The sequence below is a fragment of the Enterococcus sp. AMC1157 genome, assembly GCF_058216555.1.
Map to the genome: position 1 here is coordinate 1,578,728 of NZ_CM177099.1, position 22,440 is coordinate 1,601,167.

At 35.8% G+C, this 22,440-nt stretch carries 17 protein-coding genes and 2 pseudogenes; 8 read left to right on the top strand and 11 right to left on the bottom strand.

Going from position 1 to position 22,440, the window contains the following annotated elements; genetic code table 11:
* Positions 1–60 precede the first annotated feature (60 nt).
* The 5 genes from AC4BBX_RS07620 (at position 61) to AC4BBX_RS07640 (ending at position 5,885) form a co-directional block, all read left to right on the top strand.
* Positions 61–1,071 carry a LacI family DNA-binding transcriptional regulator gene (locus AC4BBX_RS07620; protein WP_490453292.1) on the top strand — a complete coding sequence of 337 codons (1,011 nt, stop codon included), beginning with the start codon at positions 61–63 and terminating at the stop codon, positions 1,069–1,071.
* Between the two features lie 631 nt (positions 1,072–1,702).
* Positions 1,703–2,566: a DUF8171 family membrane protein gene (locus AC4BBX_RS07625; RefSeq protein ID WP_490453293.1), complete on the top strand. Its 864-nt coding sequence runs from the start codon at positions 1,703–1,705 to the stop codon at positions 2,564–2,566.
* A gap of 2 nt (positions 2,567–2,568) precedes the next feature.
* Positions 2,569–4,275, top strand: coding sequence for an ABC transporter ATP-binding protein (locus AC4BBX_RS07630; protein ID WP_490453294.1), 1,707 nt, complete (start codon positions 2,569–2,571; stop codon positions 4,273–4,275).
* The gene (locus tag AC4BBX_RS07635) at positions 4,265–5,086 is read left to right on the top strand and encodes an energy-coupling factor transporter transmembrane component T family protein (RefSeq protein ID WP_490453295.1); all 822 of its coding nucleotides are present in this window, start codon (positions 4,265–4,267) and stop codon (positions 5,084–5,086) included. The genes AC4BBX_RS07630 and AC4BBX_RS07635 overlap by 11 nt, the downstream gene beginning before the upstream one ends.
* 13 nt (positions 5,087–5,099) lie before the next feature.
* The gene (locus AC4BBX_RS07640; protein WP_490453296.1) at positions 5,100–5,885 is read left to right on the top strand and encodes a PHP domain-containing protein; all 786 of its coding nucleotides are present in this window, start codon (positions 5,100–5,102) and stop codon (positions 5,883–5,885) included.
* A 438-nt stretch (positions 5,886–6,323) separates the two neighbouring features.
* On the opposite strand, the gene AC4BBX_RS07645 is transcribed toward AC4BBX_RS07640, so the two are convergent.
* The 10 genes and pseudogenes from AC4BBX_RS07645 to AC4BBX_RS07690 form a co-directional block, all read right to left on the bottom strand.
* Positions 6,324–6,449 carry a hypothetical protein gene (locus tag AC4BBX_RS07645; protein WP_490453297.1) on the bottom strand — a complete coding sequence of 42 codons (126 nt, stop codon included), beginning with the start codon at positions 6,447–6,449 and terminating at the stop codon, positions 6,324–6,326.
* Positions 6,450–6,599: 150 nt separating this feature from the next.
* Complete coding sequence (gene manA / locus AC4BBX_RS07650) at positions 6,600–7,550, bottom strand: mannose-6-phosphate isomerase, class I (RefSeq protein WP_490453298.1); 951 nt, start codon at positions 7,548–7,550, stop codon at positions 6,600–6,602.
* 19 nt (positions 7,551–7,569) lie between these two features.
* Positions 7,570–8,550, bottom strand: a complete 981-nt coding sequence (locus AC4BBX_RS07655; protein WP_490453299.1) for a serine hydrolase domain-containing protein — start codon at positions 8,548–8,550, stop codon at positions 7,570–7,572.
* 130 nt (positions 8,551–8,680) lie between these two features.
* The gene (locus AC4BBX_RS07660) at positions 8,681–9,481 is read right to left on the bottom strand and encodes a VOC family protein (protein ID WP_490453300.1); all 801 of its coding nucleotides are present in this window, start codon (positions 9,479–9,481) and stop codon (positions 8,681–8,683) included.
* A gap of 128 nt (positions 9,482–9,609) precedes the next feature.
* Positions 9,610–10,522 (bottom strand): annotated as a pseudogene (locus tag AC4BBX_RS07665) (ROK family protein).
* A gap of 205 nt (positions 10,523–10,727) precedes the next feature.
* Positions 10,728–12,278 (bottom strand): ClC family H(+)/Cl(-) exchange transporter, encoded by a 1,551-nt coding sequence (locus AC4BBX_RS07670; protein ID WP_490453301.1) that lies wholly within the window; start codon positions 12,276–12,278, stop codon positions 10,728–10,730.
* A gap of 664 nt (positions 12,279–12,942) precedes the next feature.
* Positions 12,943–13,857, bottom strand: coding sequence for a hypothetical protein (locus tag AC4BBX_RS07675; protein WP_490453302.1), 915 nt, complete (start codon positions 13,855–13,857; stop codon positions 12,943–12,945).
* Between the two features lie 320 nt (positions 13,858–14,177).
* Positions 14,178–15,284: pseudogene (locus tag AC4BBX_RS07680) on the bottom strand (IS4 family transposase).
* Between the two features lie 177 nt (positions 15,285–15,461).
* A complete protein-coding gene (locus AC4BBX_RS07685; protein WP_490455780.1) occupies positions 15,462–16,322 on the bottom strand; it encodes an ABC transporter permease in 861 nt (286 codons plus the stop codon).
* A 438-nt stretch (positions 16,323–16,760) separates the two neighbouring features.
* Positions 16,761–18,914, bottom strand: coding sequence for a glycoside hydrolase family 3 N-terminal domain-containing protein (locus AC4BBX_RS07690; RefSeq protein ID WP_490453303.1), 2,154 nt, complete (start codon positions 18,912–18,914; stop codon positions 16,761–16,763).
* Positions 18,915–19,143: 229 nt separating this feature from the next.
* Between AC4BBX_RS07690 and AC4BBX_RS07695 the strand changes: the two genes are divergently transcribed.
* The 3 genes from AC4BBX_RS07695 to AC4BBX_RS07705 all read left to right on the top strand — a co-directional run bounded on the left by AC4BBX_RS07695 (position 19,144) and on the right by AC4BBX_RS07705 (position 21,018).
* Positions 19,144–19,578: an HIT family protein gene (locus AC4BBX_RS07695; RefSeq protein WP_490453304.1), complete on the top strand. Its 435-nt coding sequence runs from the start codon at positions 19,144–19,146 to the stop codon at positions 19,576–19,578.
* Entirely contained in the window at positions 19,571–19,924 is a 354-nt protein-coding gene (locus AC4BBX_RS07700; RefSeq protein WP_490453305.1) for a YtxH domain-containing protein, read from the top strand. The genes AC4BBX_RS07695 and AC4BBX_RS07700 overlap by 8 nt, the downstream gene beginning before the upstream one ends.
* Before the next feature lie 119 nt (positions 19,925–20,043).
* Entirely contained in the window at positions 20,044–21,018 is a 975-nt protein-coding gene (locus tag AC4BBX_RS07705; RefSeq protein ID WP_490453306.1) for a peptidylprolyl isomerase, read from the top strand.
* A gap of 80 nt (positions 21,019–21,098) precedes the next feature.
* Here AC4BBX_RS07705 and bglS read toward each other — a convergent pair whose 3' ends face one another.
* Complete coding sequence (gene bglS / locus AC4BBX_RS07710; protein ID WP_490453307.1) at positions 21,099–22,379, bottom strand: beta-glucanase; 1,281 nt, start codon at positions 22,377–22,379, stop codon at positions 21,099–21,101.
* Positions 22,380–22,440: the final 61 nt, after the last annotated feature.

Genomic DNA, 22,440 nt, shown 5'->3' on the forward strand with positions numbered 1-22,440 from the left:
AAAAAACGAACTAGTCGCTTATCTAAGCCTGTGATAATATATACGAGAGGAGGGAAAACAATGAGCATAACTGTCAAAGAAGTAGCAAAAAAAGCTGGCGTGGCAACTTCTACTGTCTCTCGTGTCATTAATGACCACCCGAGCATTTCAGAAGAAACCAAGAAAAAGGTGCGCAAAGTTATGGAAGAGCTGGGGTATATTCCTAATCTAGCCGCCCGTAATTTAGGCAAACAAATTTCTAGTGCCTTAGGTGTCGTTTTGCCTCCACTGGATTCCAAAGAACGAATCGGTAATCCTTTCCATTTAGAAACCATTCAAACAATCAATGAAGAAGCCAGACACTACGGTATGTCCGTAGCAATTGCTTCTGCCAGAAATTTTAAAACCTTATTAGATCACGTAGAACGAATGCATCGCCAAAAACAAGTCGATGGTTTCATTCTAACTTATTCAGACAAAAGCGATCCTGTTATTCGTTACTTGTTGAGAAATGATATTCCATTTACAATTATTGGACAACCTTATCTGGACGAAGAAAAAATTGTTTACGTGGACAATGACAATCAATTATTAGGCAAACAAGCCACGGAATATTTAATTTCAGAAGGACATGAACGCATCCTTTTCGCTAGTAATATTACCCACGAGAATCTTTATTTCGAACGGTTCTTCGGGTATCAAAAGGCCTTGATGATGGCGGATTTGCCCACAGCTCCTGCAGCGACCTTTGAAACGCCTGAGGACTATGTCAATTTTGAAGATACCTTAAAAGAACTTCAACCAACCGCTCTGGTCGTGATTGACGATTTATTTGCAGTCAGAATGATGCAATTAGTTAATTTATATGGTTATCGTGTACCAGAAGATATTTCTGTTGTCAGTTTTAACAATTCGATCTTCGCAACCTTGATCCATCCGTATTTAACTAGCATTGACATTGATATTCCATCTTTAGGAAAGCTGGCAACCCAACGTCTAATGGAACAATTAAAACAAAAATCACAAAATGGTGTTCGCGTCGTCGTTCCTCATCGTTTAATCAAACGAGAGTCAGTGATGAAACGAAATTAATTCAAATCTTATCGCAGAAGTTTATTCAGAAGCTTCTGCGATTTTTTTGCTAAATATTCAATCTCTTCGGCAAAATACTTTTGCTTATAGAAAGTATTTACATCAAGCAGAGTTTGATAATTGAGTCAATTTCATAATTAATTGACCCTTCCAACAACTGGTAGAACACCCCTTTCAAAAGACACAAAAAAGGAACAACTAAATCATCGAGGGTATCAAAGTTGATCGGGTTCATAATATCAATGACTACTTTATTTACTAGCTCTTCCTCGTAGTTTGTAAGAGTCGATTTCACTGCAGTATAATGAACATCCAAAACAATCAGCTCTTCCAAGCCATTCTTTGGAGAAGTGGATTGAATATAAGTCACTTTATTACCGGTATCTTCACAATTCTTGCCAATTGCTACTCCCTATTCTCTTTACCAAAAATACTAATTTTAACCATCATTAATTTCCTTGACTAATTTATGATGTTAGCATACTCCCCTTACTTAAAGTAAAGGAGTAATCCGCTCATAGATTAAGTAATATGAAAATGAATAAAATTTTTACATTATTTTTACAGAAAGCGCGAGATGGAATTAATATTCATCTTATATAATGGTTACATAATTAAAGGAGGTTATTTAATGTCTAAAAACAAAGAAATTTATCGCTTAAGTCAATCAAAAAAAATGATGGTATTTGTGTTATCAATGTCGCTTTTTGGGATTGCAACACTATTTACTGAGTTAATACCATCAATCAATTTAGGTATTATTGAGTTTTCAGTCGAGTATCTCGCTTTTATTCCTTTGACCTTAGCGATTCTATTTGATCCTTTATCGGCCGCTCTAGGCGCTGCAACTGGAGAAGTGATTTTTAGCGAAATTATGTTAGGTCAGTTTGGTGGCTTTGGCGAAATTGAGAAGTTTATTTTATTCTCATTGGGAATTTATATTGCAGGTATGATGGTTAAGGATCCTTTGAATAAAAAACAAGTTGGGATCGCGGCTATTAGTGGTGTTGCTATTCATCAAGTTCTGGGCGCTATTGTTGATATTTTAAAAGTTGTCTTAGCAGTCGAAGAATTTGAAGTTGTTCCAGGTTTGCCCGAATCAATTTTTCTGACAGAAGGATTCTCGGCAGTGAATGATATTTTATTCTCAGGGATTTTATTTTGTATGTTGCCAACAATATACTTGGTGCCACGTTTGTATGGAAAAATCGAACCTTTGTTAGGAATGAAAAAAAGAACCCCAGCATTACGTCCTTTAATCAGTGACACTTTTAATGGAAAGTTTCTTTTGATTGGTTTTGCGTTACTTGTTTTGGCCTCTACGGCAGAACTACTCAGCACGAGAGGATTTAATGGAATAGAATTTGAAGCTTCTTGGGCAGAATCACCGATGGCTTTTGCAGTAGCAATTATTGTTGGAATAATTGTCTTACTCCTTGTACTAAATTGGATGAAAGGTAAGAATAAGGTAACTATTGAAGAGGAAGTACATTAATTATGATTGAATTAAAAAATGTCAGCTTCTCATACTCAGATACAGATAAAACCATTCTCGACGATCTTTGTGTTACCATTCCTACGGGTGCTTTTGTAGCCGTGGTAGGAGATAATGGGGCGGGAAAATCAACTTTTTGTAAGATGCTAAATGGTATTATTCCTCATTTTATCGATGGCGAGATTTCAGGAGAAATTTTTATCGATGAACAAGCCATTCATAACCAAACACCGGCTAAATTAGCTCATCAAGTAGGATATGTCTATCAAGATTTTGAAAATCAGCTTCTTCGTCCAAAAGTGTTGGATGACGCTTCTTATGGTTTATTAAATGAAGGCAATGAAAATTATCTAGAAGAAACATTGGCCGTGTTAGAAAACTTGGATTTAGCCCATCTATCGGATGATTTTATTTGGCAGTTATCAGGAGGACAAAAGCATTTACTTGCGCTAGCAGGAGTGATTGTGATGTCACCGAATACGATAGTTCTTGATGAACCAATTGCCCAATTAGATCCTCTTCATGCCAAGAAAATTTATGATACATTGGCATATTTAAATCAAGAATTAGGTAAAACAATCATTGTGATAGAGCATCACTCAGAATATATTGGGAAGTATTGTAATTATGTGCTGTTCTTGAAACAAGGAAAGATTCATTGGTTCTTACCGGTCAAAGAAGCCTTGCAAAAGGTGGATGAATTGATTTCCGGTGGGGTGTTTCCGCCACAAGTAACGTTATTAGCCCATGAGATGATAAAACAAGGGTACAGCCCAAAAACGTTATTACCGATTAATATGTCTGAAGCTGTGGAATATATGCAACAAAGACAAATAAAGTCCGAATTAAAGCCGGTTTCTACCGAGAAAAAAGAAATAGCAAAAGAACCCTTGATAGAACTAAAAGACTTACTAGTTAAATACCCTCGAATCAACGAAGACCCTAAAGTAGTCTTAGATCAGTTGAATTTAACGATTAATCAGGGTGAGAAAGTGGCAATTATTGGCAATAATGGTGCTGGAAAGTCTAGCTTGATGAAAGTAATTGTCGGTTTAACTAAGCCAATTAGCGGTCAAATTTCTATTGATCGGCAAGATGCAATGAAGATGAATCCAGAAGAAATTTCAGATATTATTGGTTATGTCTATCAAAATGCTGAGAATATGTTTATTGAAGATTCTATTGAAAAAGACATTGCATTTTCTTTGAAAGCCCGTGGTTTAGCTGATTATCAAGAAAGAACCAATCATCTATTAGAACAATTTGATTTAGTGGCTATTCGAAATCGAGATGGTCGCCTATTAAGCGGGGGACAAATGCGTCGTGCTTCATTAGCAGTCGGTATTGCTTGTTCACCAAAATGTTTACTTTTAGACGAACCAACGGCAAGTTTGGACATGGCCACTCGGAAAAGAATTACTTTGACCTTACAAGAGTTATCCAGTTCAATTGAAACAGTTGTGATTGCCACGCACGATATTCAATTAGTGGCTGAATGGGCGACTAGAGTCGTTGTGATGAGTCACGGGAAAGTGATTGGAGATGGAACAAAAGAAACCATCTTCCATGATGCCAACTTGTTGCAACGAGCAGGTGTGAAAGTTCCTGAAATGATTCAACTAGGCCAAGAACTAGATCGTCATCTAGGTTATAGTATTCCAGAATTCATAGCCCATTTAAAAAAGGAGGCGATTGCTGTTGGGAAGTAGCAAATTTCTAGACAAAATAAATGTGGAAACTATTAAAGGTCAAGTATTAAAAAATGCTTATGGAAACAATAATACTTTGATTGCCCGACTTGATCCACGGACGATGTTTATTTGGTATATTGCCTTTGGTGTGGTTCCTTGGTTTATCTCGAATGTGTTTGTCTTAGGGGCACTCTTCTTATTTGTCGCAGGGGTAACTAAACTAGCAAATACCGTTCCTTTAATTTTGGTTGTCTTTTGCTTAGGGATTTTTTCTCAAACAGGTTTTTTATTTCTCTTTGCTGTCTTTTTTAGTGGAGATTTCGCCAGCTTGCTCCCACTACTTAAGTTGACATTAAAAATAGCGGTAGTGTCTTTAGCAGCCATTTGTGCTTTTGCAGGGATGGATCCCGATAAACTAGCGAATGGCTTGATGGCAATTGGTTTGCCCGAAAAATTTGCCTTTAGTATTTCTTTTTCTTACCGAATTCTACCTATTTTAATCGAGGAATATCAATCGATTCTGATGTCCTACAAGATTCGTGGTATTCGCCCTAGTTCAAAGGGAATAAAAGGAAAAGGACATAATTTAGTCTATCAGGTAAAAATTATGATGAAAGCTTTTTATCCATTAATGTTAAATATGGCCAAACGGAGTCGAACCACAGTGGAAGTTTTGGAAATTAAAGGCTTTCATGAATCTCTAGAAAATAAAAAAGTTCGCAAAATGAAGCTTCAAAATTTATCTTTTCAAAGTAGAGACGGTCTATTCTTGTTTCTATCAGGCAGTTATTTTATTTTAGTTCTGCTGATATCAAATTCAATTATGTAAAGGAGTCCTTTTATTGTTAATCGACACACATACTCACGGAAAACTAGCAAAATATTTGCCCTTTTCAGAATCTTATACGAGAAATATTTACCAAGAAGCAAAGAAAAGAGGTCTAGATGCTCTTTGTTTAACTGAGCATTTTAATACGCAAGAATTTGATAAAATTTACGACTTTATCCATGATAACTATGAACAAGATGGTGATAGTTTTTTTGTAGAAGGTGTCCGGGTTTTCCCCGGTCTAGAAGTGGATATTCAAGAAGGTGGGCATAATTTAGTAATCGGAAATTATGAAACCATTCGTTCATTGCGAAAAGAAATTCTTGCGTTGAGTCCCAGTGATCAATTCTTACCAGCGGCTAAATTGTTTCCATTAATCAAGCAGTACGATGTAATCTTTGGTGCGGCACATGTTTATCGTAAAGGCATGCATAATCTAGATTTACCTGATGAACTAATAGCTTTTTATGATTTTTTTGATATGAACGGTAAAGATACCGGTCTGATGGGAGAAGAAAATTATCATAAAATTTTGCAGATTGCTCAGAAATATCAAAAACCCGTCCTAGCAGGAAGTGATACCCATCAATATCTTCAATTTGGTTCGGTTTATAATGATTTTAGTCGGGAATTTTCAACAATTGCCGCTTTTCGGGAAGAAATGATTGCAGGAAACTATAATTTATATGTGAATCCAGCAATTAGAGAAAAAATTGAAGGTGCTAATTTGTTGAAGAAAGCTTTAAAGTTATTACAAAGTCAAGGTGGCAGTTATGATACGCCATTAATAATTGAATAATATCTAGAAATAGCATTGATTAGATTGAATTCATTTTTCTATGAATTCAATCTAATCAACTTTTTTAACACTGCGTATACTTTTTGGTATTGTTTTACTAAAAAAAAGTAAACCAAAACGTTCTAAGCATTCATTGGTTATCATGGTGGTTAACAGCTACGAATAGCTATTCTGGTAATATTTTTGCTAGAACAGCTATTTTGTTTGCCCATGTTGGGTAAAGTCAAGTAGGAGGTGAGGAATTAATCCCCTCACAGACCTCTCACAGTACCGTTCCGTATACGGCGCTTCGGTAAATCAGTCTTTTTTTGCTTTCATTTCCGCTTCATTTACCCGCTACAACTATGCTCCCCACGAGTGTGCTTTTGATTTCTCATCTCTACTCGCACTATACCTCTATGAAGCGTTTCTTCTATTTTCTACACTACGTTTTCACGACTATAATGCTGCATTCGTCAGCATACTATAAACAAACCCTGTTCCGGCAAAAATTAATGCATAAATAATTGAAACAACAATATAAACAAGCAACTGCCATTTGTGGACTTTAAAATACGATTTCATGGTCTCTCCTTCTTTAACTCAAATACTAAGATAGCACCCATTCTTCTGTTTTCTGGATGGTGCTTCTTGAATATTTGGCTGAATGAGTTCTTTGAGCAGAAAAAACAGGCATTAAGTATGGGACTTATGTTACAGTCCCTGTGTTTTTGATTATTCCCTCCCTGGTTCAGAAGCGATTAAGCGTAAATCCCCTTCGATTTCCCAAGACTGAATTTGGTCAGGTAAGATAAAACTTGTTCCTAGTTCAAGCTCGTAAGCTACACCATCCACTAACAAACTTCCGTAACCTTCAATTACAGTTACCAAGGTGTAAGGTGCTTTTTTACTAAATGACAGATGCCCTTTCACTTGCCACTCATAGACAGTAAAGAATTCAGTTTCAACGTAAGTAATAACTGAAGATTGACCCTTTCTCACTTCAGAAATACTATTTTCTGGTTTCAAAGCAGGAACCGTTGTTACATCCACCGATTGTTGGACGTGTAATTCTCGCGTATTCCCTTGATCGTCTTTGCGATCATAATCATAGACACGATAAGTCGTATCTGAGCTTTGTTGCGTTTCTAAAATCAAAATTCCTTTACCAATCGCATGAATCGTTCCACTTGGAACAAAGAAGAAATCACCTTTTTTCACAGGGACATGAACAAATAAATCAGCCCAGCGTTCATCTTCAATCATTTCAGATAATTCTTCTTTGGTCTTAGCCGTATGACCATAAATAATTTCAGCTCCCGGTGCAGCATCGATTACATACCAGCATTCCGTTTTACCAAGTTCTCCTTCGTGTTTCAGTCCATAAGCATCATCTGGATGGACTTGAACCGACAAGTCATCTTCCGCATCTAAAATTTTTATCAATAACGGAAAAACGTCTTCTATAGGCTGGCCAAATAATTCTTTGTGCTCTTGCCATAATTGATCCAATGTTTTTCCTTTAAAATCACCATTTTTTACTACACTAACACCATGAGGATGGGCGCTAATCGCCCAATCTTCCCCAATTTTATCGCTAGGGATATCAAAACCGAAAACAGTTTTTAGACGGTTGCCTCCCCAAATTTTTTCTTGAAATACTGGTTCCATAAATAATGGTTGCATGTTGTTATTCCTCCTCTATTCAGATAGTTTCATTTAAAAATTCTTGTATAATTTCATCGCGATGTTGAATATAGGTTTCACGATAATCATTGGGATGGACACGATTTGATAAGAAAATAAAACTTTCTCGTCTTTCAGGATGGATCAGGATAAAAGTTCCTGTATAACCCGTGTGAAAAAGCCAACCTGATTTCAAATCCCAACCAAGGGAACGATTTCCTTTACGATTAGGGGTCTGATCTGTCATCAATTCTGTAATTGTACTCGCCTTTAAGAACTCATTACCGAAATAGGCGGTGGCAAATTTCGTCATATCAGATAAGTTGGTAAATAAACCTGCATTGCCTGCATGTTTTCCTAAAACACGTGCTTTCGGATCGTGGGTCACTCCTCGTAAAACCGTCCCATTCGTTAACTGCTGTGTAGGTACGACTTTATTTAGATCAATAATTGGCGGAAAATAACTATTTTTCATTTCTAAAGGGTCTAATACCTCTCGTTGAAAAATCGTCGTCAAATCGTCTTGATACCATTCTTCCAACATGAATCCTAATAAAATCGTCCCAGCATCCGTGTACTTTACCACCTTACCTAAATCTTTACCTGGTTGTAAAGTTAAATAGGCTTTTCGTAACTCATCAGCGTTTAACTGGTCACGATTGTTAATCCAAGTTTGAATATCTGATGTATGCGTCAGTAAATGACGAATCGTCAATTTTTTATTTATAAATGCTGGTAAATAACTATTTAATGGTTGATCCAAGTTGATTTCTTGTCGCTCCCACAAACGTAAAATGACACTAGTCGTACAAATTACTTTGGTCAAAGAAGCCACATCAAAAAGGTGCTCTATCGTCATTGCTTCTTCTTTTGGCAAAATAGCTGCTTTCCCTATAACTTCGGTATCCATCACATCATTCTGAATAAAACAAAAAACAGCACCTGAAAAAATCCCCGCTTGTTGTTTTTGTAAAATCAGTTTTTTGGTTTTAGGATACATGCTAATCACCACAATCCTTTATAGTATTCACGCTATTGTACAATAAAATATCCGAACTATTGGGGAGAATCCTACTTTTTTGTAGGCTTCAATGAATGACTCGCACCAGATATAGCTCGGATATTTAATTTTACTTTCTCACAAACCACCACTCAACGCCTACCGCATCATAAATCGTTAAGATTGATTTCTTTTTATCGATGAAAAAATCTTGTTTTAAATTTTGTAAATGACTCTCTAGGGCAAGAATTGTCTCTTCACTTATCAAAAATTTCAAAATTTCTAGTCCTAAAATTTTGTCACTATCCACTTGTACCACCGAACTATTGGATGGAGTTAAATTTACTTTTAAGGTTTGCTCACCAATCTCGAATTGTCCCTGATTATCTTCTAAACCTAAGATATCATTCAAAAATGCAGCTTGCGCTTCGACATCATCTACATTTAATTGAATTTTTTTGATATGAACATTTTTAGACAGACTAGGAAATTCAGCTGAATCTTGATCAAGTAAGGCTTTTTCATCTACGAGACTATTTGGTTCTTCTGTATAAATTTCTAATTGATTTTCTTCTGGATCAACTAATAAAATAACTACACTTTTTTCATCAATACTAATTTTTTTAACTGAGTATTCTGCTTTTTTTAAGCGAGCATAGATAGCTGCTATTTCAGTAATCGTCGGAATGTATACCGAAAAAGATTGTAGCTTTTTTGTCTCACCAAAATAATCATCCGCACGCGGACTTTCTTCTAACCAAATTTTTTCGCTATTATCTTCGACAGTACCCATAATTGCTAAAGCATTTTCTTCACCTTTTAAAACAAAGCCAATTAAATCACGATAAAAATCAATCATCTTGTCTCTGTCTTTTACCCGAATAGCTACAGTGGATAATTCAGCAACTTTACCTAAATTAAAACCAGTCATTTTCCTTTCTCCCCCTTGTTTCTTCTAAAGTAATTGTACTATAAAAAAACATTCACGCAACTACATTTCTTACTAATCAAGAAAAGAATCCTTAATCAAAACGATTGTTATTGATACTTGTTGTTGCGTTACTTTTGTACGAAGGGATACACTGCCCCAACAATTCCAGCATTGTTTGTCAATTTTGCTGGCAAAATTGGTGCCCATCCATATTTTTTTATTCCACGAATAGAATCATGTTTTTCTTCTAGAGTTGTTGCTTCTTGTTTTAATCGTTTAATGAATGCGTCGCTATTGCTAATTCCACCACCAATTAAAATCGCCTCTGGATCAAAATTTGCTGCTAAATTTAGTAATCCCACAGCCAAATCTTGATAAAATTGAGCAATGATTTCTTTGGCAATTGGGTCCACTGTCTCTCGCTCAAAAATAACACGAGCATCCATCGTTTGTTCAATTCCGAACGGTTAGCTACTAAGGCTTCATTGTACAAACGACATAGACCTCCGACCACTGCTGCTCGTTTGTTTAAAGAGGCATCTTCTACTCCTGAATCAGGAATATTAGCTACGACGGCTAACCCAAATTCCCCTGCAATGCCTCGTGCTCCTCGATAAACTTGACCATTAATCACTATCCCGCCACCGACTCCAGTTCCTAAAACCAAACAAATATAATGATCAAAGCTGGTGGCATTTTCTAACCAACGTTCCGCTATAGCCACAGCATTCGCATCGCTTTCAATAATGACTGGCACCTGACAACGCGCTTCCATTTCTTCTTTTAAATTGGTTCCATACAAAGAATAAATCGCTCCTGCCGTCGTCATCATACCATCTTTTTGAGTAATTCCTGGTGCACTAATTCCTACACCTTGAATTGTTTGTTCCTCTTTAAGCCCATTCACTAGCTCTGCCATCGTTCTTAAAAATTCTTCTTATCTTGAGGTGTCGGTACCGATTGGACACTAGAAACCTCACCTTTTTCATTTACAAAACCGTATTTAATGGTTGTTCCACCTACATCAATCCCTACATACATCTAAAAAAACTCCCCAACTTACATTTTTTTCTTAGTATAGAAGAAACAAAGCGCTTTAACAAGTTATTGTCTAAAAGCCTCTAGCGTAAGTTCCTTTCTATTTATAGTTAACGTAAGAAACAGCATTTTTAATAGAAAGCACCTGTATTCTCTCTTTATGAATAAAAAAAGACTTGCCACCATAGCAAGCCTTCTATTTTGTTAATTAATAATAAGTCAGTTGTTCTTTTGCTTGTAATTCTACTTTGATTTTTTGAGAAATACCCGAATCAGTTAAAATAATCAAGGTATCTCCACCTAAGATAAGGGTGTCTCCATGAGTCAGAAGCTCTTTTTCTCCTCGTCTAATAGAAGTTAGTAACATATCCTCTGGCCAGTCAATATCTCGAACCATACGCTCATCAAATCCACCTGTAGCATCCACTGGATATTCAACAAGTGTTTTTCTCCCAGAAATATCACCAAAATCAGGTCGAACAATTCTTTCAAGCAATGTTTCATATATCGGTTTTCCACCTAAGTAGTCTACTACGATATAACTAAATAACACAACCACTCCAATAGACATCAGATGGGTTAAATTCCCGACCATTTCAGTCACCAAAACCATAGCAGTTAGCGGTGCTTTCCCTATAGCCGCAAAATAACCAGCCATCGAAAAAATAATGAAGTTTTTAACAAAAAGGATTTCAATCCCCAGTGTATAATGCAAAACCATTCCATAAATAGCTCCTAAAATTGCTCCTAATGAAAGAATTGGCAGAAAAATCCCCCCAGGAAGATTGGAGCCGTAAGAAATCATTGAAAAAACAAAACGTAAAGCAAAAATTCCTAGTAAAAATAAGATTCCTGGCGAAGCTTCCGCTAAGTAAAAAACAATCTGACTTCCTCCACCTAAAAACTGTGGAGCAATCAAACCAATTGGAATAATTAATAAGAAAGGAATCATGCCATAATAATTAGGCGACAGCTTCGGAAGTTTGCCATAAATTTTTGGCAGGCTCAATAAAACTTTTTGGTACACCCAGCCTGCAACTCCTAAAAATCCTCCTAACACTGGTAACATCCAGTAGTATCCTAGTGGAAGTTTCTCAATTTCTCCTAAAAAAAGAACCGGCGTCAAACCAAAAAAATGCAAAGAAACAAAGTTAGCAGTAATAGCTGCCGAAAAAGAAGTCAACCAAATCAATGGGGAAAAAGAATGATGAATTTCTTCCAGTACAAATAATAATCCAGCAATTGGAGCATTAAAAGCTGCTGCTAACCCAGCGCTTGCACCACTTGAAATGAGAATTTTTTCTTCTGATTTTGTCTGTCCAAGTTTTTTACTCAAACCTTGCGCGACTACTGCTCCTAATTGAATCGAAGGACCCTCTCTACCAAGAAATAGTCCCGATCCAATCGACAATACACCACCAACAAATTTTTTCCAAAGAACAGAAAACCAATTCATCTCTAATTGACCATGCAACTGACCTTCTACTTGCGGAATACCACTTCCCTTAATATTTGGTTCGCTGGCGATTAATTTCCCAACAAACAAAGCAACTAAAAGAGAAACAACTGTCCAAGGAATCAACCACAAGGGTTGCTCTTGCATCAAGACATATCCTCGAATCACCCACTGAAAGACTTCTTCGACTAGTACTCGAAATAGACTAATCACTATTCCAACAACAGCACCCACAATAATTCCTTTAACGATAAATCTCGTTTTTGTTCCATCAAGTTTTGTAATCTCATTTTCAGAGTTCATATTATCCCCTACCTGTCCATGTTCTACTATACACCCCAATATTTTTTCATTCAAGAAATTTTCAGAAAAAAAGAGCTAACAAGTCCATACTTGTTAGCTCTCCTCAATTAAATTCATCTTTACAAGACTGCGTTTCACAGTCTTTACGTAAAAATAAATGGGGACACTCATTCCTAAAAGATACACCACTACAGGTAAATAGGAAAACAACACAAAATAAAAAACTGTGAAAATAAGTAGGATAAAGTCCTTATAATTGTGTAAAAGTAAAAAGGCCATATAACAGTCCTTTTACGGTACAATGTTTTTAACGACAAAAACATACCCAGGAGGACTTTATCGGAATTTACTTCATTTTTTATCTAAAAACTAGGATTTGTTTATTGTTTTTAGTTTAAGATAGATATACCTAACAATAGCTACTACGAAAAGAGCAATTGACCCATAAATTAAAAATAAACCTAAAGGACGGTTAATTGATCCTATTTCAAGTAGTTCTTTTTTCTGTTCGATTGTCAATCCTTTCGGATTAACAGGTATCCAATTTACAATGAGAAGAAAACCTACGAATCCACTAATAAAACTCAAAATTATCATTGTTCTAGTTCTCAATATTATCCACCTCTCACATAATTAAAAGAGCAATTTAACGTAAAGATAGAAATTATAGACGTGCAATTTCTCTTATAATTTCTATCTTGAAAGGCTTGATAACACCTAGCTCTTGCATAGCATAAGCGTAATTATTTCCGAAGCCTACTGCAATACTTTGATCATATCCATTTTTTTCCCATTCAAAGTCAAATATATCTGTGATTTTTATCTGTGTCCAATAATTACGATTTGCTTGACGTTTGTAGGTGATTGTGTAATTTACTCCTCTTAATGCTGTTAAAAGATGTCCTGAAGTAAATGTGTAACTGCTTGACCATGAACCAGACTCTCTTTCACCACTAAAAACTTCACTTTTCATTCTTGAGTAATAATGATGTATCAGCTCTGTACTATCTACAGTACGTGCCCATTCGTCATTTTTGTTAACATAGGTTGAAGGAGTCCAACTTGGATTGAATGTATAATCACTCAATGATACAATAGCGTGTTTCATATAATTTGCAGTTTGCCAATGTCCGGCCATATTGACTAATAAAATTCCAGCTTCATACGCAGATCTTGCCGCTGCATATGCAGGGTTAGCAGGTGGTTTTATGTCCGCATGTGGCATAATTGGAGTAGAAAAAGGGGTAAGCACTTCTAAATTATCTTGGGCTTGCCTTGTTTTTTCTTCTAATAAAATATCTTGTTCTGCATCATAACGTTTAAGTTCTGTTAAAGAATCCTTCAAGAACTCATTAAAATCTTCTTCTGAGTCATTTTCTCCTGGTACTGTCAAATACATTTCAATAACCCCATCGATATAATCTCTATTACCGGGTTCTCTTTCAACAGCTTCTTCAATTAATAATTCATTTTCATTATTAATATTAAAACTATTTTCTGAAGCATGAATCGTAGTACTCCAAAAAGTGACTAGTAATAATCCTACAAAAAACGGCCAACATTTCTTATTTTTTTTCATTTATTTCCCTCCTTGTTTCTTTAAAAACCGTACCATAAAAAAAATAATGATTACAAAAATACCCTGAACGTGGAATATCTTGTCCTGAACGTTACCTAAAGTTTAAGTTTTCCTAAAATAAACACAATTGATTTTTTTTAAATTTACTATAAAAATAAACACTAGTGTTGCACAAAAGTATTTTAGAATATTCTGAAAACTATTTTCTCTGGAAATAGGTCAAAAGAAACTGTGCTGACGCAGAGGATGACTTTTTCCAGAAAAATTTTTACCTGTTATTCAACTGAAAACCAAAAGTAACGGGCCATTTTTCTTTTTTCTCATGTGGGAATCAACTGTTCTAGCCAACATTCAAAGGGCTGAAACAGTAAATAACGAAAGAATCGTTTGATTTGGAACACCGATTTTTCCGTCTTCGTCTCCAATTTGATGAGAAACGTGAGGAGAGCGGAAATCATCGTTAAAATCAATTGATTCTGCACGCCTTTTTCGCTTTGAGAAAAGAAGGTTTTACTGGTCATGTGTTGTTTGATGTGTTTGAAAAACAATTCGATTTGCCAACGCGCGTGATACATATCAGAGATTTCTTTTGAAGAGACGTCCATTCGATTGGTGATAAATTGAAACACACGTCCGTTCTTATCTTGAACAGTGACTAGTCGGAAATTGGCGGTCAGACAGGTTTTAGATCCTAAACGAACCAGCTCGTCTCGTAGAATTTCTGTTTCTGGCGATGTTTCCAGAGTATCTATCACGTGAACTTTGGTGTTTTTTTTAATCCGAGTGACGAAGAAATAGCCATCCCAATGCATCTGATCCATCTTTTCAAAGTCCAAATACCCACGATCAAACACGTAAGTTGCCTCTGGTTGATTCACCAATACTGGCAGTTGATTGAGATCATGTTCATGGGCATTTGCTAAGGTAAAGTCAGCTAGATACATCGTAGTATCGTCCATATAAAAATAGTTTAAGTGTAACTTGACACCTGATTTTGTTTGACGGAAAGTCGCCCACTTATGACGGTTCAAGCTGAGCGAAAAGGTACTGGAATCAATCAAATACAGATGATTTCGCTTGGTCGGTTTTGTCTGATGTTGGACTTTTTCTAAAAGCCGTTGGAAGATTTCCTCTAATACTTTAGGTTCAAGGACATTAAATGCCCGAGATAATTGGCTATGACTAATCGTTGCCACATCGGTTTCTAGTTGAAGTGATTCGTTGATGAGAGACGTACTCAAGTCACGCAAACTTTCTTTTTCTTCGTTAATCGCGCAGAGAAAAAGCTTCAATACTGCTTCAAAAGAGAGTTTTTTCCGATAGGAATCGTAACTGGCAACGAACTGTTTGGAATAAACAGAAAGATTTTTTTAATTTATGGCAGAAAACCATTTATTAAATGCAGAATTTGTTTTATACTTATCCATGTTGTAGTCCTTTTTATTGGTCTTGGATAAGTCATCCAAGTGCTAGTATAAAGGATTTTTTTGTTTCATGGAATAGGTTATAAATTTAATGCAACACTAGTGAAAGATCACATTAAAAACATTAAATATTTTTTCGTCTTTTGAATACGCTAGTTTCAACAAAATTTCCCCCTCTCATTAGAATACCGATTCATCACTAATTTTCTTCGTTAACAAATGGCTTCCCACTACTAAAATTAACGATACGACAGATACAAACAAACCTATCGCAGTGGCATATGAAAAATCACCTTGACGAATTCCCATTTTGTAAACAAATGAATTAATAACTTCTCTTGCTTGATAATTGACTGAGTTTTGTAAGACCAAAGTTTGATCTAAGTTTGAACCCAACAATCCCCCTACGGATAATACGAAAGTTAACGCAATAATATGTCGAATTGAAGGAATTGTGATATTAATAATCTGCTGGATCTTACTGGCTCCGTCCATGCGTGCGGCTTCGTAAAGTGCTGGATTAATTCCGGTCATCGCAGCAATGTATAAAATTGTATTCCAGCCCACTTCTTTCCAAATATCTGAAATAACAGCAATTGCCCAATATTTATCTGGATCTGTTAAGAAACGGATTGGCATATGAATCAGCCCAAAATCTATCATTAAATTATTTACTAAGCCTGTATCAGATAACCAAGTAATAAACATCCCACCTAAGATAACCCATGATAAGAAATGGGGCAGATACGAGATTGTTTGAACAACTTTTTTCAAACGGACACTGACTATTTCATTGATTAATACCGCTAAGATAATGGCTGCTGGAAATCCGATTAATAATTTGAAAAAACTAATTCCTAACGTATTTTTCATCACGGTCCAAAATATTGAGTCAGCAAAAAATTCTTTAAAGTATTCTAATCCTACCCATTCTGAATTAGCGATTGTATCCAAAACAGAATAGTCTTTAAAAGCAATGATAATTCCGTATAATGGAATAAAATTAAAGATAATCATTAATAAGATTCCCGGCCACACCATTACTTGATAAAAACTTTGCCCTTTTAGCCGCTGCCAAATACTCTTTCTTTTTTTATTTGGTACAGGATTAACAGGTGAAACATTTTTACTTTGCATCTTTTTTCCTCCTCGTAAGCTATTTGTTTCTATTTACTAATCCAATAAATCTTGTTCTAAGTACTAAAAATTAATTACCCATAAAAACGTTTTTATTCGATAAGACAACTATATATAAAACCGTTTTCAATAACAATAGATTTTTCCATACTCGGTGATAGTGTCATTACATTGATACCGGAACCGCGATGGTACAGTTTGTACCGCAATGGTTCTCTACTTATTCTAAAAAACTAATTTCATACTACCGACGCTCTCCTCTATTCTTCTAATAGATGCAAAATAAGCCCTACAACTCGCTACCTTTCGAATTGTGGGGCTATTTCTAGAATTTCATTCGTATTATCCTAAATATTTCACGCGCTCTTCAATCAAACTTTCGTTACTATCATACCCTACATAGAGGATAAATTCTCCTGAATCTGCTATGCGATTTAAATCACTGTGAACATAGGCTATGTCTCTATTGTCTAGTGTAAAAATAATAGTTGTTTCTGATTGTGGATCTAATGTCACTTGTCGCCATTTTTTTAATTCTTTCATTGGTCGGGCAATTTTAGTCACACAATCTTGAATATATAATTGTACAACTTGAGTACCGACAATCTTACTAGTATTCTTGATTTTTACTGAAATTTCTAATGGTTTATCTACAGAAAATTCTTTGTCGATTTCGCTTAATTCCATTTCAAAAGAACTATAAGACAAACCATAACCAAATGGAAATAGTGCTTCATTTTCTTCGTCCATATATCGAGAAATATATTTTTGATCTTTATTGAATTCATTCATTGGACGACCGGTCGATAATTGAGCATAAGTCAATGGTAATTGTCCCACAGAATGAGGGAAACTCATTGGTAATTTCCCTGTTGGATTAGCCTCTCCGACTAAAAGATCGGCAATTCCATTTCCACCTTCAGAACCAGGGAACCAAACTTCCAATAGACCTTTTACTTCATCCACAATATTCGTTAATGCCAGTGGTCGGCCGTTAAATAAAATAACTACCACATTTTTATTTACTTTAGCTACTTCTTGGACTAATTTTTCTTGATTCCGCGAAAGAGAGATGTCTGCTAAACTTGCTGCCTCCCCTGACTCTTCACTTGTTTCTCCTATCGCTAATAAAACAATTTCCGTTTCTTTAGCTAATGCGACAGCTTTTTTTATATCTGTTTCGGAAATAGGTTCTCCGTCAGCCATAGACAAGACGGATAAATCTAATTCTTTTTCACCTAAGCCCTCAGCTAAAGAAACTGCTTCTTCTGTTTTCCCAATCCATGACCAAGCCCCTAAAAGATCTTTCGAAGTCGCTTTTGGTCCAATCAGTGCAATTTTTTGATTTTTTTGTAGCGGTAAAATGTTCTCCTTATTTTTCAATAAAACCGATGTTTGATGAATACTTTTTCGTATTGACTTTCTCAAAGTTGCTTCTGTCGTTTGTCTATTTACAAAGCTTTCATCGGTTAGTCCTCGATAAGGATCTTCAAATAAACCTAGACGATTTTTTAAGGTTAAAATACGCAACACTGCCTTGTCTAAGGCTTGTGTTTGTTCATCTGTCTGGATAATTTCTTCCAAGAATAGTTGGTAACAGTCACTCATCATATCCATGTCTACACCAGCTTCAAAAGCAAGTTCAGCGGCTTCTTTTTTATCGGCCGCCACACGATGGGCAACCATTTCAATCACCGCTGCCCAATCAGAAATAACGACACCATCAAATCCCAACTTTTCACGCAGAACGGTTTGCAACAATTCGCGATTTCCTGTTGCTGGCACACCATGGACGGTATTAAATGACGTCATGACTAATTCTACACCTGCTTCAATTGCTGCTTGGAAAGCCGGCAAATAGTTCTGAATCATTTCAACATCTGAAAAATCGACTGTATGATAGTCTCTTCCCCCTTGAGCTGCCCCATAACCAATAAAGTGTTTCACACAAGCCGCCATTCGGTGTTTTTCTTGAGTTAAATCTGTTCCTTGATAACCTCTAACATAGGCAGAAGTTAATGCTGAAGAAAGCGCTGGATCTTCGCCATTACTTTCCATTACTCGGCCCCAGCGTGCATCTCGCACATAATCGGCCATTGGAGAAAAAGTGACATGCACGCCAGCTTCTGTGGCTTCTCTAGCAGATAACTCTGCCACTTCCTCAATCAATTCTTCATTAAACGAAGAAGCCAAAGCTAGTGGCATGGGATAAATCGTTTCATAACCATGAATCACATCGGCCATAAAAACCAAAGGAATCTTTAAACGACTTTTTTCTAAATACTTCTCTTGAATTTGTTTGACTTGCTCGGCAGTGTGAGTACCTAAAACCGAACCAATTTGATATAACTTGTCAGAAGTCATATTCCATTCTTGCATTGGACCCGTAATCTCTCCTCCTGATGAGAAAAATTCTGGCGTTAATTGAACAAGTTGACCCACTTTTTCAGCAAGTGTCATTTGGTTTAATATTTTTTTTAATTCCATTGTTTTCATGATTATTTCCTTTCGTAGTGAGCTTTTAATTTAAGTATAACTATAGCTTTCAGTTGAGACAATCTCTCTTCTTAGTTCTGGTAATTGTTTCTAAAAGTTGTTACGTTATTCATGGTGGTACTGGATGTACCATTTTAACAAGCTTTTTACTCTCGTTTAGGTAACAGAAAATACAAGAATATGGTAAAGTAATTATATAGAAGTGAAATTAATTTTAGGAGGAACCTTAATGGACAATTGTATTTTTTGTAAAATCATTAATCAAGAAATTCCCAGTTATAAAGTATACGAGGATGATAAAGTTTATGCCTTCTTAGATATTACCCAAGTGACTAAAGGACACACACTAGTAATTCCTAAAAAACACGTGACTGATATCTTTGAATACGATCCTGAATTGGCTTCAGATATTTTTGCTCGTATTCCCAAAATTGCTCGTGGAATTGAACAAGCATTTCCTGATTTAGAAGGTTTAAATATAATTAACAATAACAAAGAAGTGGCTTACCAAACAGTCTTCCATTCTCATATCCACTTGATTCCTCGTTATAGCAAAGAAGACGATTTTTCGATGCATTTTGGTAAACATACAGATGACTATACAACAGAAGACATGAAAGAAATTGCAAAACAAATTAAGGAGCAGGTGAAAGAGAATGTTTAATTTTATCAAAGGTTTATTATTTGGTGCAGCTGTCGGTGGTGCTGGTGGTTTATTAATGGCTCCACGTAGCGGAAAAGAAACACAAAAGATGGTTGAAGTTTACATTGATGATGTAACCGATGCAACAAAAGAATTCAACGGAAAATTGCAAAACTTTCAAGAAGCCGTTTCTCATACCCAAGAGACCCTTCAAGAGACTATTCCAGTTATTACAACTTCTTTAAATAAGAGTATCGAAGCATTCAAATTTCAAGCAGAACCTAGAATCGATCGAATTACCGAACAAGTAGAACAACTACAAGGCCACATTGCGACACTCCCTGTCCAAGATGCTGATAAAAAGTGAAGAATCAGTTAAAACTATGAATTTTGTTTGAAAGATTCCTCCCAAACTTTCCATTCTAAAAAGGATTGTGGTATAGTTAGAGCTGTGATAATTTTGAAAAATGGGAGTGCATTTACAACATGAAGAAAAAAATAATTTTAGCTCTAGTGGGTGCCATGAGTATTTTTACACTAGCTGCTTGCTCTAACAATTCAGATGCAGAAATCGCTACAATGAAAGGTGCAAAATTAACCGTTTCAGATTTCTATGAAAGAGCTAAAACTGAACAAAGTAGCCAACAAGTCGTTTTTGATATGATTTTATCAGAAGTATTTACTTCAAAATATGGCGATCAAGTAACTGACGAGATGGTTGAAGACGAAATTACCAACGTATTTGGTGATAACTTTGAAGAACAACTAAAAGCTTCAGGTTTGACTCGTAAAGAAGTAGAAACTAGCATTAAAGAACGTCTAGCTTTCCAAGAAGGATTAAAAGCTCACGTTGAATTAACAGATGAAGATTTAAAAGCAGCTTGGGATAGTTTCCATCCAGAAGTAGAAGCACAAATCATCGCTGTTTTAGATCAAGATGAAGCAACTGAAATTCATAGCGATGTTTTAGCTGATGATGCAGACTTTGGCGCAATCGCTGCTGAAAAATCTTCTTTGCCTTCAGCTGAAGATAACGGTAATGTAACTTTTGATTCAAGTGTTTCTGTTAATGAAGTTCCTAGTGAAGTACAACAAGTTGCTTGGACTTTATCTGACGGCCAAGTATCTGATGTAATTCCTGTAAACTCAGCTTATGGAACAAGTTACTACATTATTAAAATGGTAAAATCACAAGCTAAAGGAAATGACATGGAACCATTTGAAGACACTGTTCGTCAAATCGCGACAGATGCAAAATTAAATGATTCTGCTTTTACCACAAAAGCAATCGGTCAAGAATTAGTTGATGCAAATGTTAAAATTAAAGACGAGTCTTTCTCTGGAATCTTAACAAACTTTATCGAAGCAGCTGAACCACAAACAACTGATTCAAGCGAAGCGACGGACGATACTGTTGAAGCAACTGATAATACAGTAGAAGCGACGGACGAAACTAATTAATTTTTATCAAAAGAAAGTTCCCCTCCTATTTACTAGAAATTTAGTAAGATGAGGGGAACTTTTTACTTGCTTTAAATTACTCAGTTTTTCTTCTCTTTCATTTTAAAGATTGCTAAAAATCCCACACTTGCCATAATAGTCATTCCCAAAATTGAAATTAATACACTATTTCGGTTGCTTTCACCGGTTTTAGGTAGTTCTCTTTCTTTAGTAGTTGGTTTTGACTTATCTTGTTCTTTAGACTTATCTTGTTCTTTAGACTTATCTTGTTCTTTAGACTTATCTTGTTCTTTAGACTTATCTTGTTCTTTAGATTTATCAATTCTAACTCCTTCATCTTTAGTGGAACTACTCTCATTGACTTCATTTTCATTATTATCTGTATTTACATTTGTTTCGCTACTTGTGCTATTTTCTTTTTCATCTGCATTTCCATTATTTTCATTTTCTGAAGGTCGTTCATTATCATCTGAATTCGATGTCTCTTCATCTATCGTCTCATCTACAACTCCGTCATCGCCAACTTCTTCAACTTCTGTTTCTTCATTCACTGTTTCTTCATCTGTTCCTAGAATTTCATACTGCGTAATTCTAAACCAATCATATTCTGCACTTAATGGTGTCTGTCCATCAAAAACTCCCAACCAGTCATCGACATTGATTCCTGGCCAAACGTTCATCATCAAGCGTCCTGGGGTACTAGGGATATTATCTGTCACACTATGCACAATTTCTCCATCTACAAACCACGTAATACCATCAGGTAACCATTCAAAAGCATAGGTATGAAACTCTTCTGAAGCGTCAAAGCCTAAGTCATGATAATACTCATTGTGTCCTCTTCCATCTGTGAAATAATTGAACTGAACTTTTGAAGTATCTTTACCAACAAACTCAATATCTATTTCATCCCATGGATTACCATCACTTTCGCCCGTATAGGTAAAGAATGACGAAACGACACCACTGTGATTAATAGGTTTCATACTTACTTCATACAAACCATAATGATAAAAATCATGGGTACGGTATTCAGCACCAGAATAGATATGCTCGCCACCTTCATCGTCAATATCAATACGAAGCCGCATCTTACCATCTACAAAAGTGACATTCTTTTCTCTCCACGTACAGTCAAACATTGAACCATTTGACCATCCATTTGAACGATACATCAATGCATCCACATGGTTATCTAAAGAAAAATCTAACACTGTCGCATTTTCTTTAGATATAATTATCTCCTGATCAAGTAGTTGATCCGAATCCTCATCTATATCATCCGCATACCCATTAGCTATACCAAAACCAGATAATATAAGACCACAAGTCAACATGACTAAACCTAACTTTTTCTTCAAGCTTTCTCCTCCATTTCTCTAAACCACTAAAAATACTATTTTTTTCAGCATCATGTCAGTA